21 protein-coding genes are annotated in these 25,426 nt (G+C 61.7%); 14 read left to right on the top strand and 7 right to left on the bottom strand.

The window, feature by feature from the left end; translation table 11 throughout:
* Positions 1–19: 19 nt before the first annotated feature.
* The 3 genes from dapA to ACM3N8_RS07625 all read left to right on the top strand — a co-directional run bounded on the left by dapA (position 20) and on the right by ACM3N8_RS07625 (position 3,270).
* A complete protein-coding gene (dapA, locus tag ACM3N8_RS07635) occupies positions 20–907 on the top strand; it encodes a 4-hydroxy-tetrahydrodipicolinate synthase (protein ID WP_241280048.1) in 888 nt (295 codons plus the stop codon).
* The gene (bamC, locus tag ACM3N8_RS07630) at positions 900–2,024 is read left to right on the top strand and encodes an outer membrane protein assembly factor BamC (protein WP_103473022.1); all 1,125 of its coding nucleotides are present in this window, start codon (positions 900–902) and stop codon (positions 2,022–2,024) included. The genes dapA and bamC overlap by 8 nt, the downstream gene beginning before the upstream one ends.
* 142 nt (positions 2,025–2,166) lie before the next feature.
* Positions 2,167–3,270, top strand: a complete 1,104-nt coding sequence (locus tag ACM3N8_RS07625; protein WP_416015854.1) for a phosphoribosylaminoimidazolesuccinocarboxamide synthase — start codon at positions 2,167–2,169, stop codon at positions 3,268–3,270.
* A 136-nt stretch (positions 3,271–3,406) separates the two neighbouring features.
* On the opposite strand, the gene ACM3N8_RS07620 is transcribed toward ACM3N8_RS07625, so the two are convergent.
* Positions 3,407–4,009, bottom strand: a complete 603-nt coding sequence (locus tag ACM3N8_RS07620; protein ID WP_043554625.1) for a short chain dehydrogenase — start codon at positions 4,007–4,009, stop codon at positions 3,407–3,409.
* Between the two features lie 97 nt (positions 4,010–4,106).
* Between ACM3N8_RS07620 and ACM3N8_RS07615 the strand changes: the two genes are divergently transcribed.
* The 4 genes from ACM3N8_RS07615 to ACM3N8_RS07600 all read left to right on the top strand — a co-directional run bounded on the left by ACM3N8_RS07615 (position 4,107) and on the right by ACM3N8_RS07600 (position 7,023).
* Complete coding sequence (locus tag ACM3N8_RS07615; protein ID WP_098980662.1) at positions 4,107–5,006, top strand: LysR family transcriptional regulator; 900 nt, start codon at positions 4,107–4,109, stop codon at positions 5,004–5,006.
* 78 nt (positions 5,007–5,084) lie between these two features.
* The gene (locus ACM3N8_RS07610) at positions 5,085–5,717 is read left to right on the top strand and encodes a DUF2057 domain-containing protein (protein ID WP_416015852.1); all 633 of its coding nucleotides are present in this window, start codon (positions 5,085–5,087) and stop codon (positions 5,715–5,717) included.
* Positions 5,718–5,788: 71 nt separating this feature from the next.
* Positions 5,789–6,226, top strand: a complete 438-nt coding sequence (locus ACM3N8_RS07605; RefSeq protein WP_290019603.1) for an HIT domain-containing protein — start codon at positions 5,789–5,791, stop codon at positions 6,224–6,226.
* A 98-nt stretch (positions 6,227–6,324) separates the two neighbouring features.
* Positions 6,325–7,023 carry a DUF3334 family protein gene (locus ACM3N8_RS07600; protein WP_042865686.1) on the top strand — a complete coding sequence of 233 codons (699 nt, stop codon included), beginning with the start codon at positions 6,325–6,327 and terminating at the stop codon, positions 7,021–7,023.
* A 70-nt stretch (positions 7,024–7,093) separates the two neighbouring features.
* Here ACM3N8_RS07600 and ACM3N8_RS07595 read toward each other — a convergent pair whose 3' ends face one another.
* Positions 7,094–8,092: a DUF2860 family protein gene (locus ACM3N8_RS07595; RefSeq protein WP_416015849.1), complete on the bottom strand. Its 999-nt coding sequence runs from the start codon at positions 8,090–8,092 to the stop codon at positions 7,094–7,096.
* A 206-nt stretch (positions 8,093–8,298) separates the two neighbouring features.
* Between ACM3N8_RS07595 and arcB the strand changes: the two genes are divergently transcribed.
* From arcB to ACM3N8_RS07565, 6 genes are all read left to right on the top strand, one after another.
* Positions 8,299–10,611 (top strand): aerobic respiration two-component sensor histidine kinase ArcB, encoded by a 2,313-nt coding sequence (gene arcB, locus ACM3N8_RS07590; protein WP_043554868.1) that lies wholly within the window; start codon positions 8,299–8,301, stop codon positions 10,609–10,611.
* 27 nt (positions 10,612–10,638) lie between these two features.
* The gene (gene dgt / locus ACM3N8_RS07585) at positions 10,639–11,994 is read left to right on the top strand and encodes a dGTPase (RefSeq protein WP_274452550.1); all 1,356 of its coding nucleotides are present in this window, start codon (positions 10,639–10,641) and stop codon (positions 11,992–11,994) included.
* 368 nt (positions 11,995–12,362) lie between these two features.
* Positions 12,363–12,566, top strand: coding sequence for a hypothetical protein (locus ACM3N8_RS07580; RefSeq protein WP_042039391.1), 204 nt, complete (start codon positions 12,363–12,365; stop codon positions 12,564–12,566).
* 148 nt (positions 12,567–12,714) lie between these two features.
* A complete protein-coding gene (locus ACM3N8_RS07575) occupies positions 12,715–16,995 on the top strand; it encodes an ATP-binding protein (protein ID WP_416015847.1) in 4,281 nt (1,426 codons plus the stop codon).
* On the top strand, positions 16,976–18,187 hold the full coding sequence (locus tag ACM3N8_RS07570; RefSeq protein ID WP_043141807.1) for an EAL domain-containing protein: 1,212 nt from the start codon (positions 16,976–16,978) through the stop codon (positions 18,185–18,187). Before ACM3N8_RS07575 ends, ACM3N8_RS07570 begins: the two co-directional genes overlap by 20 nt.
* Before the next feature lie 38 nt (positions 18,188–18,225).
* Positions 18,226–20,202 (top strand): methyl-accepting chemotaxis protein, encoded by a 1,977-nt coding sequence (locus tag ACM3N8_RS07565; RefSeq protein ID WP_290019606.1) that lies wholly within the window; start codon positions 18,226–18,228, stop codon positions 20,200–20,202.
* Positions 20,203–20,445: 243 nt separating this feature from the next.
* Here ACM3N8_RS07565 and rfaH read toward each other — a convergent pair whose 3' ends face one another.
* The 4 genes from rfaH to metN all read right to left on the bottom strand — a co-directional run bounded on the left by rfaH (position 20,446) and on the right by metN (position 23,642).
* On the bottom strand, positions 20,446–20,946 hold the full coding sequence (rfaH, locus tag ACM3N8_RS07560) for a transcription/translation regulatory transformer protein RfaH (protein WP_043141811.1): 501 nt from the start codon (positions 20,944–20,946) through the stop codon (positions 20,446–20,448).
* Positions 20,947–21,041: 95 nt separating this feature from the next.
* The gene (metQ, locus tag ACM3N8_RS07555; protein ID WP_043141813.1) at positions 21,042–21,842 is read right to left on the bottom strand and encodes a methionine ABC transporter substrate-binding lipoprotein MetQ; all 801 of its coding nucleotides are present in this window, start codon (positions 21,840–21,842) and stop codon (positions 21,042–21,044) included.
* Positions 21,843–21,868: 26 nt separating this feature from the next.
* Positions 21,869–22,522, bottom strand: a complete 654-nt coding sequence (locus ACM3N8_RS07550) for a methionine ABC transporter permease (protein WP_042865698.1) — start codon at positions 22,520–22,522, stop codon at positions 21,869–21,871.
* 76 nt (positions 22,523–22,598) lie between these two features.
* Entirely contained in the window at positions 22,599–23,642 is a 1,044-nt protein-coding gene (metN, locus tag ACM3N8_RS07545) for a methionine ABC transporter ATP-binding protein MetN (protein WP_043141816.1), read from the bottom strand.
* Between the two features lie 471 nt (positions 23,643–24,113).
* On the opposite strand from metN, the gene ACM3N8_RS07540 reads away from it, so the two are divergent.
* A complete protein-coding gene (locus ACM3N8_RS07540) occupies positions 24,114–24,569 on the top strand; it encodes a hypothetical protein (protein ID WP_290019607.1) in 456 nt (151 codons plus the stop codon).
* A gap of 67 nt (positions 24,570–24,636) precedes the next feature.
* Here ACM3N8_RS07540 and ppgK read toward each other — a convergent pair whose 3' ends face one another.
* The gene (gene ppgK / locus ACM3N8_RS07535; RefSeq protein WP_043141820.1) at positions 24,637–25,395 is read right to left on the bottom strand and encodes a polyphosphate--glucose phosphotransferase; all 759 of its coding nucleotides are present in this window, start codon (positions 25,393–25,395) and stop codon (positions 24,637–24,639) included.
* Between the last annotated feature and the right edge of the window lie 31 nt (positions 25,396–25,426).

Here is a 25,426-nt window from a genome sequence, read left to right as displayed (position 1 = left end):
AAAATCGGGAGAAATATCCATGTTACGCGGTAGTATCGTTGCCCTCGTTACCCCCATGCTGGCTTCAGGCGAAGTCGATTGGACCAGTCTGGCCGCCTTGGTCGATTATCATGTCAGCGCAGGCACCACCGCCATAGTTGCGGTTGGCACCACGGGGGAATCGGTGACCCTGAGCGAGCAGGAGCACATTGCCGTCGTGGAAAAAACCGTGGAACTGGCCGCCGGACGCATTCCCGTCATCGCCGGTTGCGGCTCCAACAATACCGCCCATGCCATCGCCCTGGCCAAACGATTCGCCGAAACGGGCGTGGTGGCGGGTCTCTCGGTTACCCCTTATTACAACAAACCCACCCAAGAAGGCCTCTATCGTCACTATTGTGCGATCGCCGAGGCTAGTGGTCTGCCCCAAATTCTTTATAATGTGCCCGGTCGCACCTGTTGCGATCTCAAACCGGAGACGGTAGCCCGACTGGCCAAGGTGCCCGGCATCATAGGTCTGAAAGAGGCCACCGGGGATCTGAGCCGTACTCCGCTGCTGCGTGAGCTGTGCGGAGCGGAATTCGCGCTTTATAGTGGCGATGATGCCAGTGGATGTGATTTTATGCTGCAAGGTGGCGACGGAGTCATTTCGGTCACCACCAATATTGCAGCGGCCCAGATGGCCGACATGTGTCGTGCAGCGCTGGCCGGTGATGCCGGTCTGGCCCATGACATCAACAATCGATTGATGCCGTTGCATCAGACTCTGTTCTGCGAACCGAGTCCCATCCCGGTGAAGTGGGCCTGTGCCCGACTGGGATTGATGGCGACGGCGACCTTGCGTCTGCCGCTCACCGACCTCACCCCCGAGGGCGAACAAGCGATGACGCGAGCACTGACCACTGCGGAGTTGATGGCGAGTGTTTAAAGCAAATGGAAAGGGAAATGCAGTGCGCCTGGTGCTGAGTGTGGCGACCGTTGCCGTGCTGGCAGCCTGTAGCTCACCCCAAGAGCGCAAGATGGCCAACCGTGGTTTCGAGTACGAGGATGCCCGCCTTGAAGGCCGCGCGTTCCTGGTGCCGGCCGGGTTGAGTACCCCCGCCTTTAACAGCAGCTTCGACATCCCGGCGCTGCCCGAGAGCAGCCGCGAAGGTGCCCTCGGCGCCAAGATTGACGTGCGCCCGCCCGCCCAGCTGCTGACCGTGGTACCGGGCAGCCAGGTGGTGCCCAATGCCAGCGAGCCCACAGTGGCCTTCTATGCCCTGAGCACCTCCCAGAGCGTGGAGCGCGATACCTGGGCCTTCCTGATGAACTTCCTGGCCCAGTACAAGGTGACCACGGAGAAGCTGGATCAGCAGGCCGGCGTGTTGCAGACCGGCTGGTTTGACAACACCAAGGCCCTCGATGGCTGGAGCGAAGAGGATGACGACTTCAACATCCGTCAGCGTTACCAGTTCACCCTGCGCAACGATGTCCAGCGTCACGCCGTCAACATGTCGGTGCGGGTACTGGATCACGAAGAGACCATAGACGGCGAGACCAGCACTGTGCTGACGCCGGCCGATGCCCAGCGCTACGCCACTCGCGCCCTGAACCAGTTCTCCCTCTATTACGACAAGCAGCTCAAGTCCCGCGAACAGCACAAGGCCAACGATGGCATGGGGCTGGAGCTGGGGTTGGACAACAACGAGCTGAGTGCCTGGATTGCCGACGGTTCCTTTGATCAGGTGTGGCGTCGCCTCAACCAGGTGCTGCCTGGCTATGGTTTCACCATCAAGGATACCCAGCAGTCTCTGGGCTGGATCGACGTCGAGTACGACGAGCCGGGCAGCGACTTCTGGAAGGCCAAGGGTAGCGAGCCGTTCAAACTGGAAGAGGACAAGTATCGCTTCCAGCTTGGCGAGATGGCTGGGGGCAAGACCTCCATCACACTGTTCGACAAGGACAAGAAGCCAGTGTCGTCCGGCGTCATCTCCCAGATGTACATCAGCCTGTCCGAGGCATTCGCCAAGGGCCTGGCTGACCAGGCAGCAAAAACAGAATAGAAACAGGGGCCTAGTGCCCCTGTTTTGTTAGGTTAATCCCCCTGTAAATACAGGGTCTGATGCGCTTGATATGTTAACCCCCAGAAACAGGGGCCCTGTGCTCCTGTTTTATTCCTCCCACAAACAGGAAGTGTTATTAGCCATGAGTCTTGCAGATCAAGTATTGGCGGTGAATGACGATTTGCCGATCCGTACCGATAAACCTGTCCATTCCGGCAAAGTGCGCAGCGTCTACTGGTTGACCCCCGCAGACAGTGCCCGGCTCATCAAGGAGAAAGGCTATGATGTGCCAGCCGATGCGCCACTTGCCCTCATGGTGATCAGCGATCGCATCTCGGCCTTCGACTGCATCTGGCAAGGTGTGGACGGGCTGAACGGCGTACCTGGCAAGGGGGCGGCACTCAACGCCATCTCCAGCCACTGGTTCAAGCTGTTCAAGGAGAAGGGACTGGCCGACAGCCACATCCTGGACATCCCGCACCCCTTCGTCTGGATCGTGCAAAAAGCCCGCCCCGTGATGATCGAGGCGATCGCCCGCCAGTACATCACAGGCTCCATGTGGCGTGCCTACAAGGATGGCGAGCGCGAGTTCTGCGGCATCACCTTGCCGGAAGGCCTGAAGAAGGATCAGAAGCTGCCGGAAATCCTCATCACTCCCTCCACCAAGGGTGTGCTGACAGGGCTGGATGGCGTGCCTGAGGCCGATGATGTCAACGTCTCCCGCGCCGATATAGAGCGCCACTACCAGGGCTTCAACTTCAGCAAGCTGGCCGATATCGACCGCTACGAAGTGCTGCTCAAGGAAGGCTTCAACGTCATCAGTGACGCCCTGGCCGAGCTGGATCAGATCTTCGTCGATACCAAGTTCGAGTTTGGCTATGTCCAGGACGCGGCCGGCAACGAGAAGCTCATCTATATGGATGAAGTGGGTACCCCCGACAGCTCCCGCATCTGGGATGGTGCCGCCCTGCGCGACGGCCAGATCGTCGAGAAGTCCAAAGAGGGTTTCCGTCAGTGGCTGCTGAACCACTTCTCGGATCCGGATATCCTGCTCAACAAGCACCGCATGCCGGAACGCTTCGCCCTGGCCCGTGACAACAAGTTGCCGACCGAGGTGATGATGGATATCTCCAACACCTATGTGGGGATCGCCGAGAAGATCATCGGTCAGCCGCTGGTGCGCAGTGCCAATCCCAAGCAGGAGATCATCGAGGTGCTGCGGGAGCAGTACGGTCTGATCGACTAAGGATCGCCGCTTTTTTGTCGCCGGGAAACAAACGTTTGCTGGTGGCGAAAACTTGGCCTAGCCAGTGATGTGACGAACAGACGGGCCCCAGTGCGGGGCCCGTTTTTATTGGTTTTTCAACTGTGTTGGCAAGGCGTCAGCCATTGACCCTGAACACCTGGCCGGTCTGCACGCCGAGCACGGATTTTTGGTAGGCCTGGGCCACCCGGGCGGCCGGCACCGGCACGAAGCCCGGGAAGAAGGCGGCGTATTTGTCCATCGACTCGGTCAGCACGGTCGGGCTCACCACGTTGATGCGCAGCCCCTTGGGCAGTTCGCAGGCTGCCGCCTTGACGAAGTGCTCTATGGCGCCGTTGATGGTGGTCGCACTGGCCCCCCAGTTGATGGGCTCCTCGCTCAGAATGCCGCTGATCAGGGTGATGGAACCCTTGTCATTCAGGTGGGGGATGGCGGCACGGGTCAGATTGATCTGGCCCATCAGCTTGCTCTCGATCCCCACTTGCCACTGCTCGTCCGTCATCTCGGTCAGGCCGTTGAAGGCCACGCTGCCGCTGGCCACCACCAGTGCATCGAACGTCCCCAGCTTGGCAAACAGCGCCTTGATGGAGGCGGGGTCACGCATGTCGACAGTGGCATCGCCACGACTGTGACCGACCCGGATCACCTGGTGGTCTTTGGCAAGCAACTCACTGACGGCCGAGCCGACGGTGCCGGAGGCACCCACAATCACAATCTTCATCTGTTTCACTCCTGGTTGGGATGTGTTGATTATAGCGCGATAAAAAGGGAGAAAAAGCGCGTAAAATAAACGCATTGTTTCCATATTGGAGCTAATGATGGATATCTCCCATCTGACCAGTTTTTACGAGGTGGTGCAGCGGGGCAGTTTTTCCGCCGCCGCCGATGCCCTGGGGGTGAGCAAGGGGATGCTGAGCCGCCATGTCAGCGCCCTGGAAGCCGCCCTCAATGCCCAGCTGTTGCAGCGCACCACCCGCCGCCTCAGCCTGACCGAGGCGGGCAAGACCCTCTACTTGCAGGCGGGGCAGATCTTCGCACTGGCCCGCCAGGCGGAGCAGGACATACAGGCGCTGACCGAGGAGGACAGTGGCCGGCTGCGCTTCACCTGCCCGGTCAGCACGGGGGATCGCATGGTGAGCGAGCTGCTCGGCCGCTTTGCCGAGCTCTGTCCCGGGGTGCAGGTCGAGCTCAACTTTACCAACGCCATGGTCGACATGAGCCAGGGGGAGCACGACATAGCCCTGCGCGCCATGAGCAGCATACCCGACAACCTGGTGGCGCTGCCGCTCGGTCAGCTCAAGGATGTGGTGGTGGCCAGTCCCGCCCTGCTGGCGCGGGAAGGCCTCCCCGCCACGCCCTATGAACTGAGCGGTCGCCCCTGCCTGTTGCAGGGCCACAACCCGGCCTGGGAGCAGTGGCACTTTCGCAAGGGAGAGGAGGAGGCCCACATTCTGGTGCAGGGCAAGGTGCGGGCCAATCACTACAGTACCGTACTGCAACTGGCCCGCGCGGGCATGGGGTACGCCAAATGCCCGCTGATGCTGGTGGAGCCCTGGCTGGCGAGCGGCGAGCTGGTGGCCGTGCTGGATCAGTGGCAGACAGGTCTGCACCCGTTGCACGTGCTGCATGCCCAGCAGCGGCGGGTTCCGCGCAAGATCCGGCTGTTCAAGCAGGTGCTGGCCCAGTGGTTTGCCGAGCGGCCCCACTACCTGTTGTGAGGGCTCTGCGCCGTTATTTTTCTGTCATCTTCGGCTGTTACCCTGCGCCCATCACAGCGATCAGGAAGATGAGCGAGCATGAAGGGTTATCAGGGTTGGGTTGGATTGACGCTGCTGTGCGCGGCGACGGGCATGAGTACGGCGCAGGCCGAGGTCGAGGTGGCGGTGCCAACGGATTTCCAGATCCTGGCGGTGAGCAGTGGCAAGTTGCAGGATGAGCAGCACGCCACCCTGGCGGACGGAGAGCAGCAACTGCTGGTGCGCTATGAGGGGGTGATCCCGAGCCGCAATAGCAGCGAGAACGATCGGCAGGTGCGATCCGAGCCGCAGGTGCTGCGCTATCAGGCCAGTCAACAGCGCCTGCAACTGGTGGCCAGCGTACCGGCCACCGAAAAGGGGATGCAGCTTTATGCCAGGGCCCCCGTGGTGGTGTTGCAGGCGGATGGCCGGGCGCTCTCCATCCAGCAGGATGCGCTGGTGACCAGCGGCATGCTGCTCGGCATGGACTGGCGTGCCCGGCTCGATGAGTACAATCGCGGCGCCGGCAAGGCGGCGCTGACGACAGCCGCCGTGGCCACCACTGCAACCGCAGGCGCCACGGCTCCCGCCTTGGCTACCCGCGAGCTGGAAGGGCAGTTGCAGCAGCTGTTCCTCAAAGCGGATCCCGAGCTTCGCAAGCGCTTCATCGGCTGGGCCGTGCCGCGACTTTAAGTTTGCGGCCCGTTGCAGTAACGTGGGGGCTCTCTTCGTGCATTGCGCCCACCTTATCCAACGAGGTCTTCATGTTTGAATTGCACACTCGCCTGCAGGCGGATACCCAGTTGCTCGGGGATCTGCCGCTTTGTCGTGTCCTGCTTGCCAAAGACAGCCAGTATCCCTGGCTCATCCTGGTGCCACGGGTCGCCAACTTGCGGGAGATTCACCATCTGGCGCCCGCGCAGCAGCAGCAGCTGATGCAGGAGTCCTGCGCCCTGGCCACCCTGATGGAACAGGCGCTGCGGCCGGACAAGATCAACGTGGCGGCGCTCGGCAATTTGGTACCGCAACTGCATCTGCATCATGTCGCCCGCTTTACCACGGATCGGGCATGGCCAGGTCCCATCTGGGGAGCGCATCCCTCCTTGCCTCATGACGAGGCCAGCTTGCAGCAGGAGGCCGCCGGCTGGCGCCTCAAGCTCAGCCATCTGGCCGGTTTCATTCCGCTCACCGCTGATAATTGAGTCAAGTGAGAGGCGGCTCGCTATTTCGAAGCCCAAGCCGCGCTATCTGTTAGAGTTATGGTATAGATAAGCCCATTTTCGATGTTCAGGAAGGTCCCATGATAGTGACAAGAGCCGACAACGATGCCGTATTGACCACAGAGGATGTGCTACTGAGTCTGTGTCATTCGGTTACGGACGTATTGAGTGCGGCGACCCAGAGTCAGGTGCGTTTCTCCGGCATGGTGCAGCGGATCAGCAAGACCTGCCTCAAGCCGGATATCGGCTGTTTCGTGCTGTTTGATGGCGGCTTCTCCGGCCTGGTGGTGATCAACTTCTCCGCCTCTGCGGCCATGGAGCTCTATGAGAGCTACATGCTCAGCATGGGCCTCTCCAAGGAAGATCTCGCCATCTCCCACACCTCGGACGAGGTGAGCAACGTCATGGGCGAGCTGATGAACCAGATAGTCGGCAGCTTCACCGTCAAGGTTGGCCGGGATCTGCAGACTCACATCACCCAGAACCAGCCGAAGATGCTGGCGCTGAACAAGCAGGTGATGCTGAGCGTCGATACCAACCTCGACAACCCGGAAGCGCGCCGGGTCACCTTCTTCACCGCCCGCAACAACATCTTCTATCTGGAGCTGGCGATGGACAGGACAGAGTTCATCCGCATTCACAACGATGGCATGGATGAGGAGGAGCTGGATCCGGATGCCCTGATCGCCCAGACCAAGCTGGCGGCCGCCAAGCCGGCCCCGGTGGCCGCGCCGGTCGCCAACGAGCATGACGACTTGCTCGACTCGCTCGGTATCTGACGTCAGCCCAACGCTGAAGATGCCAAGGCCACCCATGGGGTGGCCTTGTTGTTTGTTGCCGGGGACGGGCTTAGAAGTTGTAGAGCAGGCCGGTACTGACGCGGCTGGACTGGCTGTCGTAGAAGCTGATGTCGGAGTTGGCCCTGGAATAGGCCGCAGTGAAGGTGGCGGCGAGAGCATCGACGCCGAACAGCTTGTGCCAGAAGAAGGTGCCGTTGATGGCAAACTCGTCCGCATCGGCACTTTGGCCGAAGAGGGGGTTTGCCTCGTCATACTTGCGCTTGCCGGCATAGAGGTTGCTGACGATGGACCACTGGGGACCGCGTTGGGCGTAGGTCAGCTTCAGACCCGTGTTCTTGAAGCTCTCGGCGCTGCCGTCGAGGCGGGCTTCCTTGTAGACGATGGCGGGCTCCAGCAACTGGTTGCCGCCAAAGTGCCACTGGTAGGAGATCTCCATGTCGTGCATCTTGCCGTTGCGATCCAGCATATCGGCGTAGTGGGTGCCGTGGCTCTGGTCATACTGCTGGCCGCTGCGCTCCTCATCCATGTCCACTTCCCGGGTGGTCAGGGTGCCGTAGAAGTTGCTGCCCCAGATCTTGTCCCAGGCAAAACGGACTCCTTTTGACTTCACATCGGTCGAGCTGCGATCCACCCCGGTGGCGAAGGGATCGCTCCACAGTTCGACCGGCATGACGTTGAACACCAGCGAGGTGGCGACTATGCCCTTGTCACCCATCTCCTGACGCAGGCCGAGCTGCTGGGTGAAGTCGAAGCGCACCGCATCCTGGATCAGGTTGCCGAGGAAGACCTGGGTACGGGTATCGGCGAAGGTGTAGCGGATGTCGGCGTTGAGCAGCGGCGTCAGGCCGCTCTCGCTGTCGGGGGCGCCGAGGTCATCGATGCGACTGTGGTTGTCATCGCCAGCATAGAAGTTGGACTTGTAGCTGACGGCGTTGACCCCGCCCAGCAGAAAACCGGACCAGCCGGACTGCTTGGGGATCTCGCCCAGATCGGCGTGGGCGGCATTGGCTGCCAGCAGACCAAGACTCAGCAGGGTGAGATTGCGCATTGATGAGACTCCTGAAATATCAGATGGTTGAATTGAACAGCCGGACATTATAGCCACCCAGGCTTAACTCGGGCTGACCGAATGGACTCCGGCATGCTACCCCAGTGCAAGGAGGAGGTTAATCGATAATTTATCGTGCGACGGCACAAGAGTTCGGCGCGCCGTGCTGGTATTCTGTTCGGCGAATATGGGGAGAAAACAACAAGATGAAACAAATCAAATCCTGGGCGCAATATTACGTCGACCTGATGACCAAGCTGGGGCTGGTGCGCTTCAGCATGTTCCTGGCCACCGCCATCATAGTGCTGGCCGTCTCCATCCAGATGGGTGTCACCCTGTTTTTGCGCGGCACAGTGGACGTTGTCGATCTGGTGCGCTCTGTCTTCTTCGGCCTGCTGGTCACCCCCTGGGCCGTCTATTTTCTCTCCATCGTGGTGGATCAGCTGGAGGATTCCCGCCAGCGGCTGACCCGCATGGTGCGCAAGCTGCAAGACATGCGCGAGCGGGATCTGGAGCTCAACAGCCAGTTGCAGGAGAACATCAGCCGCCTCAATGCCCAGATCGCCGAGACCAACCGGGCCGAGACCCTGCGCCAGCAGGCGATCGAGGATCTGGAGAACGAGGTGTTCCAGCGCGAGAAGGCCCAGCTGCATCTGGGTGAGCGCACCGCCCTGCTGCGCTCCTTCATCGACTGCTCCCCCGATCTGGTTTACTACCGCAACGAAGACGAACAGTTCTCCGGCTGCAACCGCGCCATGGAGGAGCTCACCGGCAAGGTGGAGGCCGAACTCATCGGGCTGACCCCGTTCGACGTCTACAAGCAGGAGATAGCCAACAAGGTGGTGGAGACCGACAAGCAGGTCTTCGCCAGCAACGAGCCGCTCACCTATGAACAGTGGCTGGAGTACCCCGACGGTCGCAAGGCCTACTTTGAGCTGCGCAAGGTGCCCTTCTTCGATCGCTTCGGCAAGCGGCTCGGCCTGCTCGGCTTTGGCCGCGACATCACCGAGCGCAAGCAGTATCAGGACAAGCTGGAGAAGGCGAGCCGCGACAAGACCACCTTTATTTCCACCATCAGCCATGAGCTGCGCACCCCGCTCAACGGTATAGTGGGGCTGAGCCGAATGCTGATGGATACGCCTCTCGATCCCAAGCAGCATCAGCAGCTCAAGACCATCCACCTGAGCGCGGTGACGCTCGGCAACATCTTCAACGACATCATAGATCTGGACAAACTCGACCGGCGCCGGCTGGAAATTGCACCGACCCCCATCGACCTGCCCGCCTTCCTCGACGAGCTGGAGACACTGTCGCGCATCCAGGCGGAGCAGAAGGGGCTCTATCTGCATTTCGACCGGGACGGCGACATGCCGCAATTCGTGATGGCCGATGGCACCCGGTTGCGCCAGGTGTTGTGGAACCTGGTGGGCAATGCGGTCAAGTTTACCGATGAGGGCGGGGTGACGGTACGTTGCCTCTCCCACGCGGCCGATGAGCCGGGCAAGCTGGCCCTGCACTTCGAGGTGGAGGATACCGGCGTCGGCATTCCTCGCGCCCAGCAGGAGAAGATCTTCGCCATGTACTATCAGGTGCAGGGCAAGAAGCACGCCACCGGCACCGGCATAGGGCTGGCGGTCTCCCGTCAGCTGGTACAGGCCATGGGCGGCCAGCTTTACGTGGACAGCGATCCGGGTGAGGGCTCCTGCTTCACCGCCGAGCTGGAGGTGGACTGCGTCGAGCCTCAGGCCGCCGACGCCGAGCCCGAGATGCCCTCCCTGGATATCCTGCTGGTGGAGGACGTGGAGCTGAACGTAACGGTAGCTTGCGCCCTGCTCAACAAGCTCGGTCATCAGGTGCAGGTGGCGCGGGACGGTGCCCAGGCGCTGGCCATGGCCAATCCCGATGACTTTGACCTGATCCTGCTGGATATCCAGCTGCCGGACATGACCGGCTTCGACGTGGCGGCCCAGCTGCTTGAGCGCTACGGCGACAGTTTGCCGCCCATGGTGGCGCTCACCGCCAACGCCACCGGCGATCGCCAGTACTATCGGGATCACGGCATGCAGGATGTGATCAACAAGCCGCTGGGCTCCAGGGCTGTGCGGGAGGTGATTGGCCACCTGTTTGCGGATCTCGCCGACGATGAGGCGGACGAGCAGGCCGATGCGGGCAGCCAGGATGAGCTGCTGGACTTGCCCTTCCTCACCGACTACGCCGATACGGTGGGCAAGCCGGTGCTGCTCTCCAGCGTCGATCTGTTCGAGAAGATGATGCCGGACTACATGGCGGTGCTCGACTCCAACATGATCGCCCGCGATCAGGCCGGCGTGGTGGAGGAGGCACACAAGATCAAGGGGGCGGCCGGCTCCATCGGTCTGCGCCGGCTGCAGCAGCTGGCCCAGCTGATCCAGAGCCCGGATCACCCCGCCTGGTGGGAGAACGTGGAGGACTGGATAGAGTCGCTGCGCCGCGAGTGTCCGGGTGATATCGCCAGGTTGAAACGCTGGCTGCTCTCATAGACGCGAGTCGCAGGCAAGGAGCCGCACATGTATAGCCGTTTGATTACCCCCGAGCGCATCCATCGCTGGGGCGACGAAGATCTGCTGGAGGCGACCGAGCTGGATCGTGCCCGCATAGTGCAGGCCGCGCCGGTGCGCCGCTTGCAGCAGAAGACCCAGGTCTTCCCGCTCGATGTGAAGGCCTCGGTGCGCAGCCGTCTCACTCACTCGCTGGAGGTGCAGGAGACCGGCCGCCAGATCAGCCGCCGCGTTCTGGCGGCGCTGCCGGCGGGCTCGGTGTGCGAGGGGGCCTTCATCAATCTGGTGGAGATGTCCTGCCTGCTGCACGATGTCGGCAACCCGCCGTTCGGCCACTTTGGCGAGCAGGTGATGAGCCAGTGGCTGGCACAGGCGCTGGATGATCTGTTTGCCGCTGCCCTTGGCCAGGCGCCCAGCCCCCAGTGGGCCGAACTGCGCCAGGATCTGCTGGTGTTCGACGGCAACGCCCAGAGCCTGCGGCTGGTGCACAGCCTGCACGAGTTGAATCTGACCCTGGGGCAGCTGGCCGCCCTGTGCAAGTATCCGCAGCAGCCCCTGCACGACGGTCAGCATCATGGCTGGGCCAGCAAGCGCGGCATCTTCTTCAGTGAACAACCCCTCTACCGTTCCCTGAGCCAGAGCCTGGGACTGGCGCCCGGTTGCCGCCACCCGCTGGTCTACATCATGGAGGCGGCCGACGACATCTCCTACTGCATCGCCGATCTCGAAGATGCGGTGGACAGGCGCATTCTCAGCCTGAGCGAGCTGCAACAGGCGCTGCGTCTGGCCGATGAGGGCGCCTACATGGCGGGCTTGCTGGCGGATGCCACCGCCTCTGACAGAGGCTTCTTCCCCCATTTTCGCCAGCATCTTACCCGTGATCTGATCGCGCTGGCCGCCCACACCTATGTGAGCGAGCACGACATCATACTGAGTGGCGCCTATCCCCAGGCGTTGCTGCACGGTCAGGCGCCGGCGGCGCAGGTGCTCGACACCCTCAAGCAGGTGGCCCGCGAGCAGGTGTTCATGCGGCCCGAGGTGGAGGCGCTGGAGCTGGAAGGCTATGCCGCCCTGCGTGGCGTGCTCTCCACCTATGCCTGCCTGCTGGCGCTGCCCGCCAGCCAGTTCGAGCGACTGCTGGCCGGGCAGGGGGGCAGCGAGCTGTTCTTCGCCCGCCGCCTGTTTCACCGCCTGTCGGCCCGTCATCTCAAGGCATACCGGCTGGCGGTGGCCAACCGGGATCCCCGTTTTGACAAGGGTGCCGAACAGGAGTGGTACTACCGGGTGCGGCTGCTGCTCGACTATGTGAGCGGCATGACGGATACCTATGCGCTGGAAGAGTTCCGCCTCTTGTCCGGGATCTGACTCGCGCCAGGCAAATCCTGTGCGTGCCGTCCGGGAGCGGATGTGTGCGGCTGACGGGCGAGAGACCTGTGTCTCGTCTGGATATTGATAGATGGCTCACTCCCCATATGGGGGGTGAGGTTCTTGTATAAAATTCGGTCTTTTTTTAGACTGTGGCAACTTGTTCAACTTTCACTCGGTAAGGAGACGGATATGCAACATTCAATGCTAAACGTTGCGTTCGACCGCTGCATCAGCAGCGCGAAGACTCGTGCTCTTTTTCTGCCGCGTGGAGGAAACAGGTAACACCTGCTTTTTCATCACCCGCGGTTGTCCCGCAGGGTGATGCCCCCTCTCCGGGAGAACCGCACGTTCAACTGGAGAATATTATGTCTATCGAACTGACCCTGCTGCGCACCGTCGAATCCCTGGTTCAGAAGCGGATCACCCGGCTGGAACGCCGCACCAGTTACCTGCACCTCTCGCCCGCCTTGCTGAAAGACATAGGTCTGGAAGGGCAAAATGTGCAGATCGCCCACGTCCGTGAGCAGGAATATCAAACCGGCTTCCGGCTTGGGAATCGAATAACCTGATGATGTGGGGCTTGGCCCCCTTCTTGCAGGAAAATGGCAGGCTCAGGCCTGCCATTTTTCGTATCCGGTTGAGTTTGGTTACGAATTTTCATTCGCACATTTTGCCAAAATCTCTATCATCGCTCTCCGATCTGTTCAGGAGTTGTCCATGTTGCGTCTTTGCTATCGCGCCTTCCTGTTGTGCTGGCTTGCCTGCTGGAGCCTTGCTGCCGTGGCAGAAACCGGCCTGGACAAGGATCGACTGGGGTTGTCCGAGCGGCTGTGGCTCGCCTCGCGCAGCGACCTGGTGGTCGGCATGCCCTCGGTAGCCTGGCCCCCCTATGTCTATGCCAATAGCCGGGGTGGTTTCAGCGGCCCGCTCGACGATTTTGCCTCCCTGGTCGCAAGCCGGCTGGGGCTGACCCTGCGCTACAAGACCTATCCCTACTATGCCGGAGCCCAGCAGGCCCTGCTCGATGGCGAGGTCGACATGCTGATCGGCGTGACCCCCAGCCACTCCCGGCAGCAACAGATGCGTTTTACCTCGGATCTCATGGGGCTGCCCCGTGGCATCCTGCTGGCGAAGGGGGATGATCAGCTGAGCCTGCCGGCGGCCCGTCAACTGCGCTGGGTGTGTGAACACGGTTTCAGCTCCTGTGAGGAACTGGAGCAGCTTGGCATGGCGCACCTGGTGGAGGCCGACAGCAGCGACGAGGCTGTCTTCATGGTGAAGAAAGGTCTGGCGGATGCCTATCTGGCGGATCTGCCCGCCCTGGTTCGCTTGCAGCGCCTGCAACAGCAGGCCGGGCTCAAGGTGATCACCCCGGAGTGGGTGACCGATACCTCGCTGGCCATGGCGGTAGGCCCCAACAATCAGGGTCTGCTGGGCCTGCTGGAGCTGGCTCTCAACGATATCCCTCTCGATGAACGACGCCGCATTCTGGAGACTGGCGGCATAGTCGACTACGAACTGGCCAACGGCCCCCGTCAGATAGTGTTCAACCAGAGCGAGCTGGAGTGGCTGGCGCAGCACCCGACCCTGAGATTCGGCGTCGCCCCCGACTGGCCGGCGGTGAGTGAAATTGACGGCAATGGTCAGCTCAAGGGATTCCTCGCCGATCTGCTCAAGCTGCTCAGCATGCGCTCCGGCCTCAAATTCACCCTGGTGCCGACCAGCAGCTGGGCCGAGACTCAAGCGCTGTTCAAGGCGCGCAAGCTGGATCTCATTCCGGCCATTACCCCCACAGCCGAGCGGCGCCAGTACACACTGTTTACCCCGGATTACGCCTTCATTCACAGGGTGATCGCCGCCAGGCAGGGGGGCAAGGAGCTGGAAAACCTCAACGCACTCAAGGGCCACAAGGTGGGCATAGTCGGTGGTTCGGTCGAGGAGCTGATACTTGAGGAGGTGGGGGCCTATCCGGTGACGGTCAGCAGCGACACCAGGCTGTTGCCCCTGCTCGATCAGCATGAGGTCGACTATGTGCTGATGAGCATGACGACCCTGGAGCAGGCGCTGCAGAAGGGGTTCAACAATCGCTATCAGGTGGTCTTCTCCGGCAACGAGCTGCGGGTGCCTGTCGCCATGGCGGTGCACCAGCAAGATCCCATGCTGCAGCAGATCCTGACCAAGGTGCTGATCTCCATCCGGCCGGAGGAACTGGCCAAACTGGAGCACAAATGGCTCTCCTTGAGCATACAGACCGGCATCAATCCGGCGACCGTACTGCTCTGGTCCTCCTTCGGGATCGGCGCCTTCCTGCTCAGCGTCTTGCTGTTCATCGGCTGGAACCGCACGCTGCGCCGCCAGATAGTCCAGCGCCAGCTGGCCGAGCACAAGTTGAACGAGCAGCTGACCTTCGTGCAGACCCTGCTCAACTCCCTGCCCAACATGGTGGCGCTGCGGGATCGCGAGCAGCGTATCACCCTCTGCAATCAGGCCTATCGGGATGCCTTCATCGGGGCCAAGGTCGGCGATGATTGCGACGATCTCGACGGCATGCCGCCCCAGGAGCGGGAGCGGGTGCTCAGGGAGGAGCTGGCGGTGTGGCAGCGCGGTGAGCAGCTGGAAGGGGCGGGGTACAGCCGCCGCCAGGATGGTGCCATGTTCCACGTCATCTATGCCAAGCGCCCCTATCGTTCTCCGAACGGTGACATGCTGGGCGTACTGACCGTGCTCACCGACGTGACCCGCATCAAGGAGGCCGAGGAGCGGGCCCGCAAAGCGGAGACCCGGCTCACCCAGATCACCGACAGCATGCCGGGCATAGTCTATCAATACCTGTGGCAGGGGCCTGGCAAGGGCCGCTTCTTGTATGCCTCCCAGGGGGCGAGCGAGATCCTGGGCGCCAGTCAGCAAGATATTATGTCGGCCGAGTCGGGGGGCGAGGTGTTCGGCTTTACCGAAGAGGCGCTGCAGGACTTTGTCAGCAAGGTGGCCAATCATGCCGAGACGCTGGCGCCGCTCGATCTGGAGGTCAGGGTCGTGCGCCCCGAAGGGGATCGCTATTTGCAGGTACGCGGCAGTTTCGTGCCGCAGGAAGAGGGGGATCTGATCCTCAACGGGGTGATCCAGGACATCACGGCACTCAAGCGTCAGGAGAACGAGCTGCGAGAGGCGCGCGCCTATGCGGAACAGGCGATGCAGGTGCGCAGCCGCTTCCTCGCCACCATGAGCCACGAGCTCAGAACCCCCATCTCCGGCATGCACGGCATGTTGGAATTGCTGCAGATGAGCGAGCTGAACGAAGATCAGCGCTACATGCTGCGCAACGTCATCACCTCCACCAACAACCTGCTCTATCTGGTCAACGACGTGCTCGACTTCTCCAAGATAGAGGCGGGCCAGCTGCAGCTGCATTATCAGGATGGTCGCCTCGCCTCCGTGATCTGCGACGTGATCCGCGGTCATGCCACCCTGGCCCATGGCAAGGGGCTGAAGGTGACGCTGGAGTGGGCGCCCGAGGTGCCGGATCAGGCCCGCATCGACGTCGTGCGAGTGGGGCAGGTGCTCTCCAATCTGCTCAACAATGCGGTCAAGTTCACCGAGCGGGGCGAGATCCGCATCCAGGTCAGCTATCGCGCCGAGCAACTGTTCATCGCCGTCAGCGATACCGGCATCGGCATTGCCGAAGAGAAGCAGGATCGCCTGTTTACCCCGTTCGAGCAGGTGGAGTCCGACATAACCCGACGCTTCGGTGGCACCGGGCTGGGGCTGGCCATCTGTCATCAGCTGGCCCAGAAAATGGGGGGCAGCCTGGCCCTTGAGAGCAAACCGGGTCAGGGAACCCGGCTGACGTTCGGTTTCCCGCTGACGGAGTGCCAATGGGATGCGCCGCCGCTGGCAGGCCAGCACTGGTGGCTGTTTGGCGAGGATGCGGCCCTGCAGTCTGCCATGCTGCGGCTGGGGGCCAGCTTGAATCGTCTGGACCCGCAGCAGTGGCAGCAGCCGGTGAGTGGTTTGTTATTAGCGGAAGAGAGCTGGCTCGAACAGGCGCTGGGCAGCGAGTGGTCGACGCGTTTGCAGCAATCCGCCCTCAAGGGCATAGTGCTCTCCCCGCTGGAAGCGCTGCGTGGCCGCATGGGTTCGGATGCCTGGTGGCGCCTGGGTCAATCCCCGCTTTACCCCGATCTGTTGCTGGAGACCTGTCACCAGTTGCTGGGGGAAAAAGCGATCCATCCGGTGCAGGCCTATGCCGCTCAGTTGCAGGGGCGCGTGCTGGTGGCCGACGATCATCCCATCAATCGCGCCCTGCTGGCGCGCCAGCTTGCCATTCTCGGGGTGGATGCCGAAGTGGTGGACGATGGCGAGAAGGCGCTGCGCACCTGGCAGGGGCAGGACTTTTCCCTGCTGCTGACCGACTGTCACATGCCGGTGATGGATGGCTACAGCTTGACCCGGACCCTGCGGGCGCAGGGGGAGCAGGCTCCCATCATAGGGGTCACGGCCGATACGTCGGAAGGGGCCGGCCTGCAGATGCAGCAGGCCGGCATGAACGACATGCTGTTCAAGCCCTACACCCTGGATACCCTGCGCCAGATGCTGGCTCGCTGGCTGCCGGTGGTCGTGCCGGTGGACGAGGCGGCGCCACAATCGCCCGAACCGGCCAGGGAGCAGGGAGAGTGCTGGATCTCGCTGTTCGGGGATGAGGAGGTGGCCCGCAGCATGGCGCGGGAGTACCTGGATTCCAACCGCCAGGATGGCGATGACATGATGCAGGCGGTGGCCCGCCAGGATACCCATGCCCTGGTGGAGACGGCGCACCGCATCAAGGGCGCTGCCCGCATGGTGGGGCAGTTGGCATTGGCAGAGGAAGCGGCTCGACTCGAAGCGGCGGCCCGTCTGAAGCAGCTGGAAGAACTCACCGAGTTGAGTCAGACAGTACAGGCGCTGATGAACTCTATTACACGCGAAATTGGACTATGGCTCGATGAACAAGACACAGCATGAGTTGGTGATCATGGTGGTGGAAGACCACGCGTTCCAGCGCAAGGCACTGATGCACCAGATCCGTGGGCTAGGTTATCCCTCCCTGCTGGAGGCTCAGGACGGGCTGGAGGCGCTGGCCATGTGTCAGCGTCATCAGGTCGACATCCTGTTTTGCGATCTGCGCATGCCCGGCATGGATGGCATGGCGTTGCTGCGCCGCCTCTCCCTCGGCGGCTTTCGTGGCGGCATCATCCTCTCCAGCGCGCTGGAAGATGACGTGGTCGAAGCCGTGCTGCGGATGAGCGCCGCCTATGGTCTGCAGGTGCTGGGGCGCATCGAGAAGCCCTCCAGCCAGCAGCAGATCAGCCAGCTGATCGGTGCCTGGCGGCCGCAACAGGAGCGGGCCCAGGAGGAGGACGGCCACAGCCTGACTCTGGATGAGTTGAGTCAGGCATTGGAGCAGGATCAGTTGCTGCCCTGGTATCAGCCCAAGGTGAGCTTTGGCTCGGGCCAGTGGGTCGGCATGGAGGCGCTGGCCCGCTGGCAGCACCCGGACTACGGCCTCATCTCGCCGGCTCGCTTCATCCCGCTGGCGGAGCACAACGGTCTCATCGACCAGCTGACCGAGGTGATCATCAGCAAGTCCCTGCGCGATGGCCACCTGTGGGAGCAGACCGGGCTCTCCCTCAACCTGTCGATGAACCTCTCCACCACCTCCCTCATCGAGGGGGATCTCTGCAACACCCTGATCAACCAGTGCCAGCGCTGGAGCATCAACCCCGAGCTCATCACCCTGGAGGTGACCGAGAGCTCGTTCGTGAAGGATCTGGGCAAGTCGCTGGAGGTGCTGACCCGGCTGCGAATGCACGGCTTCGGGCTCTCCATCGATGACTTCGGGACCGGCTACTCCTCCATGCAGCAGCTGGCCCTGCTGCCCTTCACCGAGCTCAAGCTGGACAGGTCCTTCGTCGATCGCTGCTATGAGGACCCCTCACGTTTGGCCATAATAGAGTCAAGTATCGAACTGGCCCGCAAACTGGGGCTCAAGTCGGTCGCCGAGGGGGTTGAGGATGAACTGACCTGGCGACTGCTGGCCAGATTGGGGTGCGACGTGTGTCAGGGCTTCTTCTCCGCCCGGCCCATGCCGCGCGATGAATTGATGGGGTGGCATGACACCTGGCGCGAACGGTTACCGGGTCTGATCGGGGACTGAGTGCCGGGCAGCATGCCCGCAGTTGAACAAGGACGTTCATGAAAATTTCAAGCAAGTTATTGCTCAGCTTCTGTTTTATCAACCTGTTGGTGTTCCTCTCCTCCGCCCTGGTCTATCACCAGCTTGGCCGGATCGGGCAGGCCGAAACCAATCTGCTGGAGCAGGCGCTGCCCGCCCTGCAGCGGGATGAGGCGAGCCAGAAGGCGCTGGTGGCGACCGTCTCCTCCTTGCGCGGTTACCTCATCCTTGGCAAGGATCCGGCCCAGGCCGCCCGCCTCAAGCAGGAGTGGGAAGGGGCCTGGCAGGCCATCGAACGGCAGCCGTTCACACCGGCCCTCGCCCAGTCCCTCAAGGCGTTCAAGGGCAATCAGGAGAAGGTGTGGGCCATCGCCCATACCGAGGAGAACCTGCCCGCCCACACACTCATGCTGCTGGAGGCGGGCCCGCTGGCGGAATCGGCCCTCGATCAGCTGCAATCCTTTGCCAATGAAGAGGTGGCCACCCCGCAGGATCAGCTGCCGGGGGATCGCCGGCTGCTGCTCAAGCAGGTGGGGGATGCCTACAACGGCCTCTCCAATGCGCTCTCCGCCCTGCGCGACTTCCTCATCTCGGGTGATCCCGAATATCGCACCAAATATCAGGACTACTACCAGTTCCACCAGCAGCGCGTCGCCGAGGTGAAACAGCAGCAGGCCAACTTTACCGAGGCCGAGAAGGGCCTCTGGTCGCTGTTTGAAGAGATGTCCGCCCCCTTCGCCGAGCTGGTGGGTCAGGTGATCAGCAAGCGTCAGGCGCCGGACTGGGATCAGGCCAACTACCTGATGGCGACCGATATCGAGCCTGCACTGACCCAGCTGGCCGGCCAGCTGGCGGCCCAGGTCACCCAGACCCGCGCCGAGGTGGACAGCATGGGCCACAAGATGGCCAGCGCCGGACAAACCATCAACCGTACCCTGCTGCTGGCCACCCTGACCGTCATAGTGCTGGGCACCCTGGTGGCCCTGCTGTTCAGCCGCCGCTTGACCCGGGACATCGCCAGCCTGGTGGTGCGGGCCGATCTGGTGGCCAACGGCCGTCTGCCGTCCCGCCCTCTGCCGGTGCAGAGCCAGGATGAACTGGGCGGGCTGACGGGCTCCATCAACCAGATGTCCCTGCAGCTGCGCCAGCTGGTCGGCGAGATCCAGGGGGCCGTGGGGCAGGTGGAGGGGGCATGCGTCGAGGTCGGCGACACCACCCGGGCCATAGTCACCGATCTGGCGAGCCAGAATCAGCGGGTCGATACGGTGGCTGCGGCGATCGAACAGATGTCGGTCAGCACCCGGGATGTGGCGGGCAACATAGCCGACGCGGCCCGGGCCGCCCAGCAGGCCGAGGTGCAGACGCGGCAAGGGGGCAATGCTCTCGGCCGCATGACCGCCACCATGCAGGAGATAGCGACCATGATTGCCCAGGCCAATCAGGCCATGGGGCTGCTCAGCACCCAGAGCGAGCAGGTGGGGCGCGTCACCGAGGTGATCGCCACCATAGCCGAGCAGACCAATCTGCTGGCGCTCAACGCCGCCATCGAGGCGGCGCGAGCGGGGGAGCAGGGGCGCGGTTTTGCCGTGGTGGCCGATGAGGTGCGTCTGCTCGCCAGCCGCACCAGCCAGTCGACGGCCGAGATCAGCCAGACCATCGCCAGCATTCAGCAACAGACTCGCCAGACGGTGAGCACGGTCGGCAGCGGGACCCAGCTGGTGGAACAGGGCCGGGATGCGGTCGCGTCTGTGACGGAGACGCTCAGTGCCATGCTGCAGCTGGTGCAGGATCTGTCCGGTCAGCTGGGGGCGATCGCCACCGCCACCGAGCAGCAGTCCCGGGTTGCCCAGGAGGTGGCGGGCACTGTGGAGGAGATCGCCGGGCTCAGCCGTCAGTCGAGTCAGCGCAGCCGGCAGGGGGAGGAGATAGTGGCCAGACTGGCGCAGGATACGGGGCGGTTGACGTCCGTCATCAGTCGCTTCGAGCTGGATGCCTGAGGTGGAACCAGACGGCAAAAAAACGGGGCAGGCCGATGGGCCTGCCCCGTTTTTTCAATCCAGGCGTGTCGACACTGCTGGATGTCTCCTGGTTCTGCAGACTGACCAGCAGGAGCGAGGCCTTGCTCGCCGGGTTAGTCCAGCCGGCGGAAAGACTGGTTGTCGAAGCTGCTGCAGGTCTCCTGATTGAGCAGACTGGCCAGCAGGCGTGAGGCCTTGCTCGCCATGGATGCCTGATGAGGCTTAGTCCAGCCGGCGGAAAGACTGGTTGTCGAAACTGCTGGAGGTCTCCTGATTGAGCAGACTGACCAGCAGGATGGCACGTTTCTCCCCATCCGGTTCCAGATAGATGGCCTCGAATCCGGCCAACGGGCCAGATTCGATCAACACCTTGTCGCCCTGGGTCGGCAGGTTGGCGTAGCTGGCTCTCGCCTCGTCGCTGTCATCGCGGCTCATCAACTGATAGACCAGCTGGCTGCTGATGGAGGTCCACTCCTTGCCGAAGTGGATGATGCGGCTGATGCCACGGGTCGACTTCAGGGTGACGGGGGTGACCTCTTCCAGATCCACATAGATGAACAGATAGTTGGGAAACATGGGTTCCCGCACCGGGACACGCTTGCCCCGCCGCAGCTTCTCGATTTCGACCATGGGGTAATAGGATTCAATCCCCTGGGCTTCGAGATGGGCGCGGGCGCGGGCCTCTTCCTTTGGCTTGCAGTAGGCCAGATACCATTTTTTCATGTTCTGTTACGTTCGTGTTGCCGTGCTCCCGGTTATGATAACCGCGGCAATAAAAAAGGCCACGCTTGGCGTGGCCTTTTTTGCAGAGTGAGTGATTACCAACCTTTGACTATGCCGCCTTTGAACAGTTCGTCAGCAGTTTTGTACACTTCGTCGCTCTGGAAGGCCTGGACGAACTCCTTCACCTTGGCGTCATCCTTGTTGTTGCCACGGGAGACGATCAGGTTGACGTAGGGGGAGTCCTTGTCTTCCACGAACAGGCCGTCACGGCTTGGCAGCAGATCGATCTGGGAGGCATAGACAGTGTTGATGATGGCCAGATCCACGTCTTCCAGGGAACGGGGCAGCTGGGCCGCTTCCAGTTCAACAATCTTCAGCTTCTTCGGGTTGCTGGCGATGTCGAGCACGGTCGCTTCCAGGCCGGTACCCTCTTTCAGGGTCAGCAGGCCCTGCTTTTGCAACAGGATCAGGGAGCGACCCAGGTTGGTCGGATCGTTCGGCACGGCGATCTGCGCACCCTCTTTCAGATCGGCCAGGGCCTTGATCTTCTTGGAGTAGCCGGCGATGGGGTAGACGAAGGTATTGCCGACCGGCACCAGATCGAAGCCGCGATCCTTGACCTGGCTATCCAGATACGGTTTGTGCTGGAAGGCGTTCAGATCGATGCTGCCATCGTTCAGGGCCACGTTCGGGGTAGCGAAGTCGGAGAAGGTAACGACTTCGACGGTCAGACCGTACTTGTCCTTGGCGACCTTGGCCGCGGCTTCCACCAGCTGGGATTCCGCCCCGGCGATGGCGCCCACTTTCAGGGTCTTGTTCTCTTCTTTCTGACCACAACCGGCCAGAACCAGGCCAGCCAGCAGGGCAGCCGCAACGGATTTAATGCCAAATTTCATAAAAACCTCCTGTCAGAAATCGACGATTAACGATGATCACATGTGTTGACCAGGCGCTCACCTGCGCTCTGGATGAGTTGAACCAGTAAAACCAGAATGACGACGGTTGCCAGCATGACGGTGGGGTCAAAGCGCTGGTAGCCGTAGCGAATACCCACATCACCCAGACCACCGCCTCCGATGGCACCGGCCATGGCGGAGTAGTTCACCAGCGTGACCAGGGTAATGGTGACGCTGTTGACTATGCCGGGCAGGGCCTCGGGCAGCAGCACCTTGGTAATGATTTGCAGGGGTTTGGCACCCATGGCCTTGGCCGCTTCCAGCAAGCCGTCCGGCACCTCCATCAGGGCTCCTTCCACCAGACGGGCGATGAAGGGCACGGCACCTATGGTCAGCGGCACTATGGCGGCTATGGTCCCTATGCTGGTGCCGACGATCAGCCGGGTCAGCGGAATGATGGCGACCAGCAGAATGATGAAGGGCACTGAGCGGCCAATGTTGACCAGGATGCCGAGCAACTTGTTCAGGGCCGGGTTGGCCAGGATCTGGCCCGCCTTGGTCACGTGCAGTGCCACACCCAGCGGCAGGCCGAGCAGGCAGCCAAACAGGGCGGAGGCAAACACCATCAGCAGGGTATCGCCGAGCGCTGTGACCAGCAGATTAATCATTGCTTCGGACATGACCCATTACCTCCAGCTGAATGCGATTGTGATCAGGGACTGCGTCTGGCAGCCCTTGAGGGCAGTGATGAGCAGATCAGTCATTGCTGCGGACATAACCCATGACCTCCAGCTGAATATGATTGTCTATCAGGAACTGCTGGGTGGCCTCGCACTGGGCCTCATCCCCGAACAGCTCCGCCAGCAGGAAGCCGAACTTGACGCCCCCGGCGTACTCGATATCGGCGCTCAGAATGCTGATGTCGATATTGAAGCGACGGCTCGCCTCGGAAATCAGGGGCGTATCGACCGTGCTGCCGGTAAAGCCGAGCTTCACCAGCGGATAGCTGTTGGCCACCCGCTCGGCACTCATCCTGTCCTGATACTCCTGCGGCACCTCCAGATGTATGGTGGAGTGGATGAAATCCCGTGCCAGCTGGGTCTTGGCGTTGCTGAAGAACCAGGCGACCTCGCCCTGCTCGATCAGGCTGCCATCGCTGATGATGGCAACGTCATCACAGATCCCCTTCACCACGTCCATCTCGTGGGTGATGAGCAAGATGGTGAGCCCCAGTTTGACGTTAATCTCCTTGAGCAGACTCAGGATCGAACGGGTAGTCTGCGGATCCAGGGCCGAAGTGGCCTCGTCACACAGCAGTACCTTGGGGGCCGGCGCCAGGGCGCGGGCGATGGCGACGCGCTGCTTCTGACCGCCTGACAGCTCGGACGGATAGGCGTGGGCACGCGCTTCCAGCCCGACCAGGGCCAGCAATTCGTCGACCCGGGCCTGGATCTGGGCCTTGCTCCAGCCTGCCAGCTCCAGCGGGAACGCGATATTGGCGAACACGGTACGGGAGGAGAGCAGGTTGAAGTGCTGAAAAATCATGCCGATCTGGCGGCGGGCCTGGGTCAGCTCCCGCTCCGGCAGGGCGACCAGATCCTGGCCATCGACTATGACCTGGCCCTCTGTCGGGCGCTCCAGCAGGTTGACGCAACGAATGAGGGTACTCTTGCCGGCCCCCGAGGCGCCGATCACCCCGAAAATCTTGCCTTGTGGCACATGCAGGCTCACGTCACGCAGGGCGTGCACGGCATCACTGCCTTTACCGTAGACTTTGTTGAGACCGTTCAACTTAATCATGGATTCTTCCGTGCTAACAGCCTTAAAGCACAGGGCGCTACAGGCGGGTGAATTGGGCAGAGGTTCCACTGGGTTGCTCTGTCATCATGGAGGATGATGCTAAGATGTCTGGATGGCTGTGTCAACGCGTGTTTATACTTCTAGACGTCTAAAAAAGTGCTAAGGATTCCCGTCTGCCGACTAACGCGGACGGTGATCTCGCTCACATCAATATTGTATTTGGCAGTGTAGCCATATCTCCGAATATCACATGGTAAATGTGGTCTTATCTCCTTCTTTATTAGTCGCGAGTCGGGTTTGCCTGGTCATGCTGCTATCGCACCCGGATTGGCACAAATCATTCCACTTTGTTCTGATCGCTGCTTTCTTGGCCTGCGTCTTGATGCAGCGCAACAAGCGCCACGCTTGGACTTGGATTGCAATTGCCTGTTTTTTATACTGAAAGGACATGGTATGCGGGAGGGCAGGGCAATGCGATTTCAACAGATCAAGGACTTGCTGCTGTATCTGGAACTGGTTCATCACCAGCTCGGGCTCTGTTACGGGCGGCTGATGGCCGAGGTGGATGGCGAGCGTAGCCGCATGCTGCTGGCCTATCTGCAAGAACGGGAGGAAACGGCCAGGGCCCATCTGCACGACTACCTGTGCCAGCTGGGGGGCGGGATCAGGGAGACCTGGCTTGAGCGAGGGTTCAGCGAGGATCTGCTGCCTGACATCCAGCGGCTGTCACTGCCTGCCACGGCCCAGACTCAGGACATAGTGCAGCAAGTGTGCCGTCAGGAAGAGAAACTCATCGGCGAGCTGGGCCACCTGGCCCGCGAATGCCCGACGGAAGAGACGGCCGCACTGCTGAGTGCGCTGTCATCGCTGGAGCAGACCCGCCTGACCCGGCTGGTGCACGGGGTGCATAGACTCGACGATATCTAGCACAGGGGGGCAATAAGAGAGGCCCGGCATCTGCCGGGCCTCTCTTATTCTCTGCCAGGCGTCCGGCTCAGCGGGGGGCCTGTTCCCGGCTGAGCTCGGCGGCATGGAGGGCGGCGCCTATGATGCCGGCCTGATTGAGGTTGGCGGCCGCCACCAGGGGGGCCCGGGTCTCAATCTTGTCGATGAACTTGTCGAGCTTGGAGGAGCTGCCGCCCCCCAGAATGAAGAGGTCGGGAGAGAACAGAAACTCGAGGCGAGCCAGGTATTTGTTGAAGCGTTTGCCCCAGCGGCTCCAGGAGAGATCCTCGCGTTTGCGCACCGCATCCGAGCAGTAGTGCTCGGCAACCATGCCTTCCAGCATCAGATGGCCCAGTTCGGTGTTGGGCAGCAGCTGGCCGTTGACGAACACGGCTGTGCCTATGCCGGTGCCGACCGTGATGAGGATGATGACACCCTTGCTGCGATCCTTGCCGGTCCCGAAGCGCATCTCGGCCAGGCCAGCCGCATCGGCATCGTTGATCACGTGGCAGGGCAGGCCGGTCACATCGGCAAACAGGTGGGCGGCATCGGTCTCAATCCAGCTCTTGTCGATGTTGGCCGCGCTCTTGGCGATGCCGTTGTGGATGGTGGCGGGAAAGCCGCAGCCCACCGGGCCCTTCCATTGGAAATGTTCCACCAGTGCCTTGAGTGTATGTGCAACGGCGGCCGGGGTGGCCGGTTGCGGCGTCACCAGACGATGGCGCTCGCCAATCAGCTCGCCCGTTTCGGTATCGACCAGGCATCCCTTGATCCCTGAGCCACCGATATCCACTCCCAACATCTGCATCAGATTGTTCCTTTTATAGTGCCGACGGTTA

The sequence above is a fragment of the Aeromonas sp. A04 genome (assembly GCF_047780465.1).
GTDB lineage: Bacteria > Pseudomonadota > Gammaproteobacteria > Enterobacterales > Aeromonadaceae > Aeromonas > Aeromonas bestiarum.
Note: the sequence above shows the minus strand (reverse complement) of the source record. Positions and strands in the feature narration are given on the sequence as shown.

Bases quoted from the DNA above. Each gene is read 5' to 3' on its own strand.
- dgt (WP_274452550.1), top strand. From the start codon at position 10,639: ATGTATAGCCGTTTGATTACCCCCGAGCGCATCCATCGCTGGGGCGAC.
- ACM3N8_RS07565 (WP_290019606.1), top strand. From the start codon at position 18,226: ATGAAAATTTCAAGCAAGTTATTGCTCAGCTTCTGTTTTATCAACCTG.
- ppgK (WP_043141820.1), bottom strand. From the start codon at position 25,395: ATGCAGATGTTGGGAGTGGATATCGGTGGCTCAGGGATCAAGGGATGC.
- ACM3N8_RS07620 (WP_043554625.1), bottom strand. From the start codon at position 4,009: ATGAAGATTGTGATTGTGGGTGCCTCCGGCACCGTCGGCTCGGCCGTC.
- ACM3N8_RS07570 (WP_043141807.1), top strand. From the start codon at position 16,976: ATGAACAAGACACAGCATGAGTTGGTGATCATGGTGGTGGAAGACCAC.
- ACM3N8_RS07550 (WP_042865698.1), bottom strand. From the start codon at position 22,522: ATGTCCGAAGCAATGATTAATCTGCTGGTCACAGCGCTCGGCGATACC.
- ACM3N8_RS07540 (WP_290019607.1), top strand. From the start codon at position 24,114: ATGCGATTTCAACAGATCAAGGACTTGCTGCTGTATCTGGAACTGGTT.
- ACM3N8_RS07610 (WP_416015852.1), top strand. From the start codon at position 5,085: ATGAAGGGTTATCAGGGTTGGGTTGGATTGACGCTGCTGTGCGCGGCG.
- arcB (WP_043554868.1), top strand. From the start codon at position 8,299: ATGAAACAAATCAAATCCTGGGCGCAATATTACGTCGACCTGATGACC.
- metQ (WP_043141813.1), bottom strand. From the start codon at position 21,842: ATGAAATTTGGCATTAAATCCGTTGCGGCTGCCCTGCTGGCTGGCCTG.
- ACM3N8_RS07595 (WP_416015849.1), bottom strand. From the start codon at position 8,092: ATGCGCAATCTCACCCTGCTGAGTCTTGGTCTGCTGGCAGCCAATGCC.
- ACM3N8_RS07625 (WP_416015854.1), top strand. From the start codon at position 2,167: ATGAGTCTTGCAGATCAAGTATTGGCGGTGAATGACGATTTGCCGATC.
- rfaH (WP_043141811.1), bottom strand. From the start codon at position 20,946: ATGAAAAAATGGTATCTGGCCTACTGCAAGCCAAAGGAAGAGGCCCGC.
- metN (WP_043141816.1), bottom strand. From the start codon at position 23,642: ATGATTAAGTTGAACGGTCTCAACAAAGTCTACGGTAAAGGCAGTGAT.
- dapA (WP_241280048.1), top strand. From the start codon at position 20: ATGTTACGCGGTAGTATCGTTGCCCTCGTTACCCCCATGCTGGCTTCA.
- ACM3N8_RS07600 (WP_042865686.1), top strand. From the start codon at position 6,325: ATGATAGTGACAAGAGCCGACAACGATGCCGTATTGACCACAGAGGAT.
- ACM3N8_RS07580 (WP_042039391.1), top strand. From the start codon at position 12,363: ATGTCTATCGAACTGACCCTGCTGCGCACCGTCGAATCCCTGGTTCAG.
- ACM3N8_RS07605 (WP_290019603.1), top strand. From the start codon at position 5,789: ATGTTTGAATTGCACACTCGCCTGCAGGCGGATACCCAGTTGCTCGGG.
- ACM3N8_RS07575 (WP_416015847.1), top strand. From the start codon at position 12,715: ATGTTGCGTCTTTGCTATCGCGCCTTCCTGTTGTGCTGGCTTGCCTGC.
- ACM3N8_RS07615 (WP_098980662.1), top strand. From the start codon at position 4,107: ATGGATATCTCCCATCTGACCAGTTTTTACGAGGTGGTGCAGCGGGGC.